The 12,116-nt window shown below is 54.8% G+C and carries 8 protein-coding genes and 1 pseudogene; 5 read left to right on the top strand and 4 right to left on the bottom strand.

Annotated features, from left to right (window positions below):
• Nucleotides 1–634: 634 nt before the first annotated feature.
• Genes ACXKZG_RS08385 through ACXKZG_RS08375 form a run of 3 tightly spaced genes read left to right on the top strand, consistent with a single transcriptional unit; the run spans nucleotide 635 to nucleotide 5,654 of the window.
• Nucleotides 635–1,630, top strand: coding sequence for an efflux RND transporter periplasmic adaptor subunit (locus tag ACXKZG_RS08385; protein WP_488876003.1), 996 nt, complete (start codon nucleotides 635–637; stop codon nucleotides 1,628–1,630).
• Nucleotides 1,630–4,692 (top strand): efflux RND transporter permease subunit, encoded by a 3,063-nt coding sequence (locus ACXKZG_RS08380; protein ID WP_488876002.1) that lies wholly within the window; start codon nucleotides 1,630–1,632, stop codon nucleotides 4,690–4,692. Before ACXKZG_RS08385 ends, ACXKZG_RS08380 begins: the two co-directional genes overlap by 1 nt.
• Entirely contained in the window at nucleotides 4,689–5,654 is a 966-nt protein-coding gene (locus ACXKZG_RS08375; protein ID WP_488876001.1) for an acyltransferase, read from the top strand. The genes ACXKZG_RS08380 and ACXKZG_RS08375 overlap by 4 nt, the downstream gene beginning before the upstream one ends.
• Before the next feature lie 2 nt (nucleotides 5,655–5,656).
• On the opposite strand, the gene pagP is transcribed toward ACXKZG_RS08375, so the two are convergent.
• On the bottom strand, nucleotides 5,657–6,178 hold the full coding sequence (gene pagP, locus ACXKZG_RS08370) for a lipid IV(A) palmitoyltransferase PagP (RefSeq protein ID WP_488876240.1): 522 nt from the start codon (nucleotides 6,176–6,178) through the stop codon (nucleotides 5,657–5,659).
• Between the two features lie 187 nt (nucleotides 6,179–6,365).
• Here pagP and ACXKZG_RS08365 point away from each other — a divergent pair, with 187 nt between their 5' ends.
• Entirely contained in the window at nucleotides 6,366–7,364 is a 999-nt protein-coding gene (locus ACXKZG_RS08365) for an AI-2E family transporter (protein WP_488876000.1), read from the top strand.
• A 106-nt stretch (nucleotides 7,365–7,470) separates the two neighbouring features.
• Here the strand turns inward: ACXKZG_RS08365 and ACXKZG_RS08360 are convergent, their stop codons facing one another.
• Nucleotides 7,471–7,776 (bottom strand): hypothetical protein, encoded by a 306-nt coding sequence (locus ACXKZG_RS08360; protein WP_488875999.1) that lies wholly within the window; start codon nucleotides 7,774–7,776, stop codon nucleotides 7,471–7,473.
• A 61-nt stretch (nucleotides 7,777–7,837) separates the two neighbouring features.
• On the opposite strand from ACXKZG_RS08360, the gene ACXKZG_RS08355 reads away from it, so the two are divergent.
• The gene (locus ACXKZG_RS08355; RefSeq protein WP_488875998.1) at nucleotides 7,838–10,711 is read left to right on the top strand and encodes an autotransporter family protein; all 2,874 of its coding nucleotides are present in this window, start codon (nucleotides 7,838–7,840) and stop codon (nucleotides 10,709–10,711) included.
• A gap of 19 nt (nucleotides 10,712–10,730) precedes the next feature.
• Here ACXKZG_RS08355 and ACXKZG_RS08350 read toward each other — a convergent pair whose 3' ends face one another.
• Both ACXKZG_RS08350 and ACXKZG_RS08345 read right to left on the bottom strand, forming a co-directional pair.
• The gene (locus ACXKZG_RS08350; RefSeq protein WP_488875997.1) at nucleotides 10,731–11,822 is read right to left on the bottom strand and encodes a mechanosensitive ion channel family protein; all 1,092 of its coding nucleotides are present in this window, start codon (nucleotides 11,820–11,822) and stop codon (nucleotides 10,731–10,733) included.
• Nucleotides 11,823–11,983: 161 nt separating this feature from the next.
• Nucleotides 11,984–12,112 (bottom strand): annotated as a pseudogene (locus tag ACXKZG_RS08345) (LysR family transcriptional regulator); the annotation flags it as partial.
• Nucleotides 12,113–12,116 lie beyond the last annotated feature (4 nt).

Raw genomic sequence — 12,116 nt, 5'->3', positions numbered from 1 at the left:
GCTTTAAACGTAGCACAGCGAAAATAATTTCACTCAACTCGCCATATTGGGTATTCGCCCGAGCCTGAATCTCTCACCCTTCACGCCGCTTCATTCAGCCAAATATAAATTTCAGATAAAATTCATAAGGCTGCCATTATTTCCCCTGCCGTTTAATTAAAATCCACACCGTACATTACACTGCAATAGCAGTCTTTAACGCTGAATATTTAATCTTTTAAGGATTTATGTATCGTTAATTGCATCAAAAATATTACAAACTACAAATCTTTACTTTTTTGATTTACCCACCTAGTCTCATCTCAGACCCAACAGGCTTATTAGCCTCACTCATCTTTTTCGCTATGCCGTAATTTTCATATAGCCATGATTAATGGAGGTAATGATGTATGGCTTAAGCCTGTTCCGCCTCAGCCTGTATGTTATCTTTGCGATCATCACCTGCTCGGCCGTAGGACTATTCACTTTCGTGGTGGTTTCTATGCTTGGCAATTAAATAATTCGACGCGTTTGCGATTAAATCGTTGTTGCTGAGGGTGAAACAGTGACTAAATATTTTTTCGTGGTTGCCATTATTATTTTTATAACAACCGCTTGCGATCAGAAAAAACCGCAACCTGCCCCACTGCCACGCATGGTTAAAGTTGTCGAGGTTATTGCGTCCGGCGAAACGCAACAACGCCTCTTTCCGGCGCGGATCGAGTCCGGCGACTCGACCGAACTGTCGTTTAAACGCGCCGGGCAGATTGAATCACTCGAACTTCGTCAGGGGGCTCGCGTTGAGCAGGGCCAGACACTTGCGAGGCTGACCGCGCGCGAAGCGCAGCAGCGCGTCAATGAACGGCAAACTGCCGCAACCCTTGCTCAGCGCCAGTTTGCCCGTTACCAAACGCTTTCTGGCCGACAGGCAGTTTCCCAGGCGGATATGGACATTCAGCGTGCAAACCGGGATGCGGCGAATGCCGCGTTGCAGATCGCCCGTGAAGAGTTAAGTCAGATGACGCTGACCGCGCCGTTTAGTGGGGTGGCAGCCTTGGTAAACGTGCGAAATCATCAGGTCGTCGCTGCGGGTCAGGTGGTAGCTATTCTGACCCGCAGCGACCTGCTCGACGTGGTGTTTAACGTTCCTGAAAACCTGTTTAGCGCGCTGGATATGCGCAATATGGCTTATCGCCCGCGGGTGCGCATCAATAGCCTGCCCGACCGGGAGTTTCAGGCCGATTATAAAGAACACACCGGCAGCAGTAGCAGCGGTTCCCTGACCTGGCAGGTTATTTTGACGATGCCGCGCCCCGCTGATTTCCCTGCGGTGGGCGGCGTCAGTGGCACGGTCACCATTAATCTCTCAAATCTGCCGGCCAACGTCGGTCACGCATCGTTAGTCGTACCGGTCGAAGCGGTATTCAATCCGGATAACAGCCAGCGCAATGACGCCCATGTCTGGGTGGTACAGGAAGCCGGTAACCAACTGGTGCTGGAAGATCGTAAAGTCAGCGTCGGTGAGGTTACCACTCAGGGCGTGGTGATCACCGCCGGACTCCATGCGGGAGAACGCGTGGTCGCCGCCGGGGTAAATGAGTTGCATGCCCGCCAGCCGGTGCGTATCTGGACGCGTGAGCGGGGGCTGTAATGGATCTCTCCCGGCAGTTTATCGACAACCCCATTCGCGTCTGGCTGGCCATTCTGTTATTGGGCATCGGCGGCATTTTCGCCCTGCTCAATATTGGCCGTCTTGAGGATCCCGCCTTTACCATTAAAACCGCGGTTGTCCTGACGCAATACCCCGGTGCCTCCGCCCAGCAGGTGGAAGAGGAAGTCACCTTGCCGCTGGAGAATGCGCTACAGCAACTGCCCTATCTGGACAATGTCAGTTCGATCTCCTCCAACGGCCTGTCGCAAATTACGGTGAATATTGCCTCGCGCTACCACTCGAATGAATTGCCCCAAATCTGGGATGAAATGCGCCGCCGGGTCGGTGATGCATCGCGCTTCTTTCCTTCCGGCGTCGCCCCGCCTTTTGTAAATGATGATTTTGGTGACGTGTTTGGTTTTTTCTTTGCCATTTCTGGCGACAGCTTCAGTAATCCGGAGCTGGTTCAGTACGCCGAACAGTTACGCCGCGAGCTGGTGCTGGTGCCGGGGGTTGGCAAAGTGGCGATTGGCGGAGCGATCCCGCAGCAAATTAATGTCGATGTTTCCCTGACGATGATGGCCGCACGCGGCATCACCCTCACTCAGCTTTCGGGCGTGCTCAGCCGCCTGAATGTGGTCTCCAGCGCAGGGGAAATCACCTCCGGAACGGAAAGCATTCGCCTGCATCCGACCGGCGAGTTTCAGAATATCGACGAACTGGGCGAGTTGCTGGTCAGTCCGGTCGGTGCGCCGGCCACCACCCGATTGCGCGATATCGCCACGCTGTCGCGCGGACTCAGTGAATCGCCCTCCAGCATTTATCACACTAACGGACGCCAGGCGGTGACTATGGGGGTGTCGTTTATCCCCGGCGTCAACGTCATCGATGTGGGCAAAGCGCTGGAAGCCCGGCTGCAGCAAATGTCTGCGGAAAAACCGGCGGGCATTCAGCTGAACGTGTTTTATGACCAGGCGGCGGAAGTGGCGCATTCGGTCAATGGCTTCATTACCAATTTCCTGATGGCGCTGGCGATTGTGGTCGGCGTGCTGCTGATTTTTATGGGCGTGCGCAGCGGCATTATCATCGCGCTTTCACTGGCGCTTAATGTGCTCGGTACGCTGCTGATCATGTATCTGTGTGGTATTGAGTTGCAGCGTATCTCGCTGGGCGCGCTGATCATCGCCCTCAGCATGCTGGTCGATAATGCCATTGTGATTGTTGAAGGGGTGCTGCTCGCCCGCCAGCAAAATACGTCCCTCGCATCGACCCTGAATTTCGTTATCCGCCGCACGGCTTTCCCGCTGTTGGGCGCCACCATTATCGCCATTCTGGCTTTTGCCCCTATCGGGTTATCGCAGGATTCCACCGGCGAATACTGCAAATCGCTGTTCCAGGTGCTGTTAATTTCCCTGCTGCTAAGCTGGGTTTCTGCCCTGACCATTACGCCAGTGCTGATCAAGTGGTGGTTGTTTAGCGCGAAGGCGACGGCAAAGGCATCAGCAGAGGTTACTCCCCATACTGGCGGTTTTTACCGCCTTTATCAGCGTGCCCTGCGCGCTCTGTTAACGCAAAAGACGCTCACGCTATCGCTGATGGTGGTGCTGCTGGCGGGCGCTGTTTGGGGATTCGGTTCTGTACGGCAGAACTTCTTTCCGTCGGCGAATACGCCCATTTTCTTTGTCGATCTGTGGATGCCCTACGGCACTGACATCAACGCGACTGAGAACATAACCGGCGATATTGAAAAATCGATCGCCGGACAGAAAGGCGTGATCTCAACGGTGACCACCATTGGTCAGGGCAGTATGCGCTTTATCCTTACCTACAATGGGCAGCGTCAGTACAGTAACTATGCGCAGATTATGGTGCGCATGGACGATCAACGCAGTATTTCCACCCTGTCGCGGCGTATTGATGCCTATATCTCCCAACAGTATCCGCAGGTCAATGCCAGCACCAAACGGGTGATGTTTGGTCCGTCCGGTGGCAGCGCCATTGAAGTGCGAATCAAAGGCACCGATCCCGACAAAATGCGCCTGATTGCCAGCCAGGTGAGCGACGCCCTGGCCAACGACCCGGCAACCGACAGCGTGCGCAATGACTGGCAGAACCGCAGCAAAGTTATTCGCCCGCAATATAATCCGGCGCTCGGGCGCGAGCTGGGCGTGGACAAACAGGAAATTGATAGCGCACTGCAGATGAATTTTTCCGGCAGTCGCGTCGGGCTGTATCGTGAAGGGGCCGATCTGCTGCCGGTGATTGTCCGTCCGCCCACCCGCGAACGTCAGGACGCGAACCATCTCAACAATGTGCTGGTCTGGAGCCAAAGCCAGCAACACTATATTCCGCTCAGTAACGTGGTGAGCGCGTTCAGGCTTGAATGGGAAGATCCGCTGATTTTGCGGCGCGATCGCAGCCGGGTGCTCACCGTCCAGACCGACCCGAATCCGCTCAGTCAGGACACGTCCGGTGATATCCTGGCGCGCGTGAAGCCGAAAATCGATCGCATCGCGCTGCCGCAGGGCTACCAGATTGAATGGGGTGGCGATGCCGAAAGCTCCAGTGAGGCGCAGCAAGGGGTGTTTACCTCATTGCCGCTGGGTTATCTGGTGATGTTCGTGATTACCGTGCTGATGTTCAGTTCGTTGAAAAATGCCATTGCTATCTGGCTGACGGTGCCGCTGGCGCTGATCGGCGTGACGCCGGGATTCTTAATCACCGGTATCCCGTTCGGCTTTATGGCCTTAATCGGCCTGCTCAGCCTGAGCGGGATGTTGATCCGCAACGGCATTGTGCTTATCGACGAGATTGAACAGCAGAAGCAGGTAAAAGCGCAGGAGGAGGCGATTATCAGCGCGGCCACCTCGCGTCTGCGCCCGATATTGCTGACGGCCTTCACCACCGTGCTGGGGCTGGCTCCGCTGCTGCGCGATGTCTTTTTCCAGAGCATGGCGGTGGTGATTATGTTTGGTCTGGGCTTCGCGACCATACTGACCCTGCTGGTGCTGCCGGTGATTTACGCCTGCTTCCATCGCCAGCGTGCCGCGAACGCCCCATGAATATCACCGGGCTGAACGTGATTAAAACGCTGGGATGTATGACGGCGGTGACCTTTTTCACCCTGTATAACACCTGGGACCGTTACGATTATGATTACCACTGGATCCTGCCCTTTCTGACTTTTATATCCACCATCGCCACACCGTTATTTTTTGTGGTTGCCGGCATTATGGATGCGCAATCAAAGCAGGATTTGCGCTGGCAGCTGGGCAAGATCCGAAATGTGGTGATCGTGTTTCTGTTCTGGATGACGGTTTACTATCTGTGGGAGCCCTACCAGCGGGGTTACCTTATTCAGCCGTGGTTTATCTGCTCTTTTATCCTGATTTACAGTTTCCACCCGCTGTTAAACTGGCTCAGTCAGCACCGGTTAATATTCCTGGCGCTGGTGATGGCGCTGCTGCTGTTCTCGTATGGCTATGACCTGATGTCTGTTCTGACGCCTGACCCGCGATTCTTCAGTCTGGAACCGCAATACCGGCTCTGGACCTGGCTGCTGTTTTATTTAACCGGCCAGCTATTGTGCGATCCGTTCATTGCTAACTGGATGGAACGTAAAAAGGTGGCGCGGAGTGCGGCAATCGCCTTGCCCTTTGTTTACCTCTTTACCTGGTTCTATGAGCAGCACTTTTTCTTTGCCTTATTTAAAGCCGACCGCAATGCCTTTATTCTCACCGGTTCACAAATTTATCTGCTGGTGGTGGTACTGGTCATCGCCGCCAGTCAGGTGCATTTTCAGCGCAATGCCGCGGTAAAAGAATCCTTTCTGGCGGCGATCAGCAAAACCATGACCGGGGTGTATATCCTGCACTACTCCGTCTTCCATCTGTTAAGCGTACTTATTCCAATTACCTCACTGGCCACCAAACTGATGCTAATGGTGGTGACCTTTATCGCCTCGGTCCTGCTGTCGAGGTTAATGCTCTCTATCGCGTGGGTTAAAAACGTCATCACACTGTAAGGTCAGAAGCCATAACGCAGCCAGGCGAAAAGCACGTTGCCATTATTATAGGTGCCGGGAATGTAGGTGAATTGCAGGGATAACCGTTTATAGCCAGCGGAGAAAAGCGGAAGAACCAGCGGCAGCGGCACATAATTGGCGAAATCATCGCGCGCGGTGATCCCGGCGGTTAAGCCTAAACCCAGGCGAAAATCGTGCTGCTGATCCAGATACCAGCCCTTTTCCCAGCCGTAACCCACCATCGGCTGCCACTTATTATGGGAATCCTTAAACGCCATGGCATAGAGCGCACTCCAGTTACCTTCTGCGGTAAAGCGCGATACGCCGATGCCGCCGCCCCATGGCGTTTCGTTATAGTTGTCAGTTTTGTCTTTGTCGTAAGCAAACCGGGCGTGCCAGCTAATAAAAGGCAAATAGAGATCGTGGTATTCAGGCTGTTCCCATGTCTGGGAAACATCATCTTTCAACCATTCCCAGCCGTCGCTGACGCTATTACTGGCGAAGGCGGGATGGATAAATAACATCAGGCACAAAGACAACGCCACAGTAAGACTGCGCATAGTTTTTCCTCTGTTAAATTAACTGATGCATAAACAGGTGTAACGCGAGAGTTGACCGTCCGTGAGCCGCTGGTAAGTATTATAGTTGTTTATCCGGGGGGGCATTTACTGGCCTGCCCTGTTCCATTTGTGTCGAGGAGAATGGGTACCGATGTTCACAGGTTGGTTAGACTCTTTCACGCCCTTTGCCCGGGGATTATTTCTGCTGGCTTGCCTGACGCTGGTATTAATTGGCTTGCATCTCGCCGCACCGCTGATCAATCAGGTGCTGCTGGCGCTGTTTCTGGCAATCATGCTGGATCCGCTTATTAGCCGCCTCGAAAAGCGCCGGGTTCCGCGTATTATCTCCTCCCTGCTGGTGATTATGATCCTGCTGCTGCTGATCGTGATTATCATTATGTCACTGAGTGCCGCCACGCCAGATTTGCTGCAGCTCAGCCGCCAGATGCCCGCGCTGGTGGCGGAAAGGTTACAAACGCTGGCGCATTTGCCTGGCCAGATGGGCATTGTGTTTACCTACGAAGAAATGCTGAATTTGATTGATGGCAGCGCCATTGTGCGTTTTATCGCTACCCAGCTTTCGCTGATCCCCGGCATGCTTTCATGGTGGCTGATGGTCTTTCTGATGCTGCTGTTTATGCTGTATGAGCTTCCGATGTTTAAAACCTTCCTGCGCGCCAAAGAACGTCATTCGCGCCTGTTTACCGCACTTGAAGAAGGCATTCAAAGCGTAATTGTTTACGCGCAGGTGAAAACCCTGACCGGCCTGCTCGGCGGATTGATTGTCTGGGGCGCCGCCCATCTGCTGGGGTTGAAGCTCGCCTTCCTGTGGGGCCTGCTGATGTTTATCTTCAACTACGTGCCGGTCCTCGGCTCGTTTCTCGCCGCCATCCCGCCGGTGGTGCAGATCTTTATCCTGTCCGATACGCAAACCAGCCTGCTCACCGTGGGATTCTTTGTGGTGTTGAATCTGTTTTTGAGTTCTGTCCTGGAGCCGCTGATGCTCGGCAGGCGGCTGAATTTGTCCCTCACCGTTCAACTGCTGTCATTTTTATTCTGGCAGTCGTTGCTCGGGATCACCGGGGCGATTCTGGCGATCCCCCTGACCTTTTTACTGACCAGAGTCTGGCTGGCGTTGCGACACCCTTAGCAGCAGACAGGAATGGCATGAAATACCTCATTAAAAGGAGTTAACTCCGCCCATTAGCCCCGTTTCCCCTGTGGTAATTTGACCGAATAAAGTTAATCCCAATCAGTCAGATAAACATAATAATCTCAGGGTGAATGATGGCACTTCGTTTTTCCAGACTGCAAAAGGCGGTGGGATTTTCCTTTGCCGTTTTTGTTGTTTCCTCTACAACAATGTCCTCTGCGTATGCATTATCCAATGGCTGTAGTAGCGTTAATTCGCTGAGTGGATCGACCTCACTGACGTTCGCGGCCAATGCTTTTCCTGCTTCTGACTTTGATGCAGTCGATGCCCTGTCCGTGAGCTTTACCGACAGCGGTGCCGGCTCCGGGCAGAGCGTGATGAATGCTGACAGCATCAGCGTATCAACCACCAGCTTAGCCGGCTCACAAACTTACAATGCCGCTCAATCCACCAGTAACACGCCCCATACTGTGACGATCGATGTGGCGGCTGGCAGCCTGGCCGCAAACGGTTTGCGGCTGCGTCTCAACACAACCTACGGGCAGATAAGCGATGTGGTGTTCAGCTGTACGGGCGCAGCGGCAACGCCTTCCAGCGACGCCACGCTTAGCAGCCTGTCGGTGTCCAGCGGAAGCCTGACCCCGTCCTTCGCTGCAGGTACAACCCATTACAGCGTTGCTGTTGCCAATAACCAATCCAGTATTAGCCTGACCCCGGCCGCAACGGATTCCAGTGCGGCCATCACCGTCAATGGTAACGCGGTGACATCAGGATCCGCATCCGGCGCAATTTCCCTGACGGCAGGCACAACCAGTATCACCGTTGCCGTGACGGCCCAGGACGGCACCATGAAATCCTACACAGTGGACGTCACGCGGGCGGTGGCACCGGTAGTGGCAAACAACAGTGGTGCCACCGTCGCGGCGAACAGCTCAGGCAATATTATCCCGCTGCCTGTCAGCGGGGGTGCTGCAGATACCTATGCGCTCGCGTCGTTGCCCACACACGGTTCGGCAACCCTCAGCAGTTCCACCCTCACCTATACACCGACAGCGGGGTATTCCGGCGCAGACGCGTTTAGCTGGAATGTCACCAACGCGTCAGGGACCTCCTCGAACGCCACGGTCATCCTTACGGTCACCGCACCGGCACTGACCTTCTCACCCGTTGCCGGTGCTCTGCCCGGTGCAACCGTCGGGGATAACCTGTCCGTTGCCCTCTCCGTTGCAGGTGGGACCGCCCCCTATAACTGGACGGCGACGGGACTGCCCAGCGGATTAACCATTAACAGCAGCAGCGGCGAAATCAGTGGCATTGCGTCTGTTGCGGGCAACTACAGCCCGCAGGTCACCGCCAGCGATAACTATGGTGCCAGCGCTACCGTTCATTACACGCTCAACATCGCCGCAGGCGGCACCGCACCCGTTGTCAGTCCGGTAGCGATAAACGTCCGTGCAGACAGCAGCGATAACGCAATCACCCTGTCTGTTGCCGGATCCGTCGCCAGCGTGACCGTAGTCCGCCAGGCCGCACACGGCAACGCATTGGTTAACGGCACCCGCATCCGCTATACCCCGGTCAGCGGCTATTCCGGCAGCGACAGTTTCACTTATACCGCCACCAACGCCTTTGGTACCTCGGCGGAAGCCACCGTCAGTCTGACGGTTTCGGCCGCCAGCCTGGCACTTGAACCTACCCGTGGCGCCCTGCCCAATGGCACGGTCGGCAGCGCCTGGGCACGCAGTTTCAGTGTCTCCGGCGGTACTGCGCCATACCGCTGGCAGCTGAGCGGAACGCTGCCTCAGGGCATGACGTTCGCCGGCGGCGAGCTGAGTGGCACCCCGCAGGTCGCCGGTGACTATTCCTTTACCCTGACGGCAACAGATGCCAACGGCGTCAGTCAGCAGTCGGCCTATACGTTAAAGGTGGATCCTGCTGCTGCGGTTGCCGCCGATCATACGGCCTCGCTGTACGCCGGACAGTCAGTGAAGGTTAATCTGGTGGAGGGCGCGACCGGAGGACCTTTCACCGACGCAGCGCTGCTGGATCAACCGCAATCTGGACTGGGTAGCGCCGTGCTCACCAGCGCAAACGGCAATATTCAGCTGCAGTTCACCGCAGCGGCGCAGGCGAGCGGAACTGTCGCATTACGTTATACGTTGACCAGTGCATTCGGCACAACCCAGCCTGCGCGCGTCACCTTCACCATTGCCTCGCGTCCCAACCCGGCGACAGATGCAGATGTGATTGGTCTCATCAGCGCGCAGGTACAGGCTGCTCAAAACTTTGCCCGCGCACAGATACGTAACTTTAACGACCGCCTGGAACAGCTGCACAGCGGAGCGCTGCCGCCTTCCGCTAGCAACGCGATTCATTTCAATATGCCCACCAGTCGCCCGGAACGCGATACGGATAACACCTTCTGGTCTTCAGCCTGGCAAGCACAACAGCATCATTATCGGGAAACGCCTTCTCAGGTCCCCCCGGCTGCGCCATTTGCCTATCGGTCTGACCACAGCCGCATCGCCTGGTGGACCGGCGGCTATATCGATTTTGGTCATGATAAAGAGGATGCCGTGCGCTTCAGCCACACTACCGTAGGTATCACCACGGGCGCTGACTATCGTTTCACGCCGACCTTCACGGCCGGTCTGGGTGCCGGATTTGGCCGGGACGTCAGTGATATTGGCGAGGCGGGATCGCGAACGAATGGACGCGCAATCAGCTCGGCGCTGTATGGAAGCTGGCACCCCAATGCTTACTTCGTTGATGGCCTGCTCGGCTACAACTCACTCACATTTGACAGCAAACGTTACGTCAGCGAATCAGACGCCGTCGCGCGCGGCAACCGTTCAGGGCATCAGGTTTTCACTTCCCTGACCACTGGCTACGAGTTCAGGACCCCGTCGAGCCTGCTTTCCCCGTATGCGCGAATTCAGTATTACCGGACGTGGCTGGATGGCTACAGCGAATCAAATGCGGGAGCCTTCAACCTGGCGTATGCCTCTCAGGAAATCGCCCAGGGTGTGACCACTGCCGGTCTGCGAGGCGAGCATAACGTGCTTGCCAGCTGGGGGGTGATCAAGCTGCATAGCCGCCTGGAATACTCACAGCTTATTAACGACAACGGCAGCGCCCGCGTGGGCTACGCCGATGTGGCAAACGACACCTGGCGTATCCCTCTTTACCAACAGAGCCGGAATTCGCTGGCGCTGGGGGCAGGTTTTGATTTCCTGCTGCCTCACGACATTACGCCGGGTATCGCTTATCAGGGCACGCTGGGACTCGATCAGCAGAAAACCCGCTCTCAGGTCATTATGCTGCGCGTCAATATCGGCTTCTGAAGCGGCTCCCGGTTAATTTTCAGAGTGACGGCTGATCCTTCGGCTTCTCAATCCCCGAATCGGTCAGCGTTGCTCTCACCTGCGGCAGGCTTAGCGGGTAATTCTGCTGCACAAACTCAATCATTCGTTCCCGCACGTAGCAGCGTAGATCGAAGGCCGTGGGGGAATTCTGTGCGGTCATCAACATTCTGATGGTCATGGTTTTGTCGGTGGTATCGGTCACCTGCAGCACCTTGGTTTCCTGATCCCAGAGCTTTGTTTCGCCGAGGATTTTTTCAAAATGCTGGCGCAGCGGCTCTAAGGGCATGGAATAGTCGAGATACAGGAACACCGAGCCTAATATCTGCGCGTTATTACGCGTCCAGTTCTGGAAAGGATTTTCGGTAAAGTAGGTAATCGGCAGCACCAGCCGGCGCAAATCCCAGATGCGCACCACCACATAGGTCAGGTTTATCTCCTCAATCCAGCCCCATTCATTTTCCACCACCACCGCATCATCAATTTTAATCGGTTGGGTAAAGGCGATCTGAATGCCGGCAAACAAATTGATCAGCGACTTCTGCAGGGCAAAACCAATGATGATACCCGCGACTCCGGCACCGGCCAGGATGGTGGTGCCGAATTTTCGCACGGCAGGGAAACTGAGCAAAATCAGGGTCAGACAGAATGACACCAGCAGGACCATCGCGACTTTTTTGACATACATAATCTGCGTGCGAATTTTACGGGCACGAAGATTATTCGAGAGATTAATGTCGTAGCGGATAAATAGCATGTCCTGCGCCACGTTGGTCAGTCGAATTAAAATGGAGCAAAAAGACAAGATAATAAAGACGTTAAGGGTGGAGGTGATAAAGCCCAGTGATTCCGGCTGGATGGTAATGTAGTTCACCCCGACATTGATCATCAGCAGGGGAATAAACAGAAACATCGATCCCCGAAGATGCTTTTCCAGTGATTTGAACAGTTTCCGGTCGCGGCTTTGCCAGTAGCGGATGAACCGGAGAAGGATAAAGCGGGCCAGAAATCCCAGCGCGAGTGAAAGAATGACGAGCAATACCGCAGGCACCCATACTGGCGCACCAGATAACTCACCGAAAATCGTTAGCATTCAGTTCCCTTACCCTGTGAAATAATGTCGTTAACGGGCTTTTCAAAAAAAGCCAAAAGTAACCGATAATTTAAGGTTAGCATAAATGCAAATCACTGAAATTTAAGATGACGTTTAATCGGATTAGTCCACCAGCGGGTTGAAGATGCTGAAATCACGTTTCATTCAAACTGCCAGTAAAGCGGCGTGCCGACCTCAACATAGTAATCAATCACCGCCCGCACATTTAACGGTGGATGCCGCACGTCAGGATAGATGGCGGCGACATGCTGCGGCCTCCGCGCGCAGCTGAAT

Source organism: Erwinia sp. 2186 (assembly GCF_057812255.1).
This window is presented reverse-complemented; position numbering and strand designations above follow the sequence as displayed.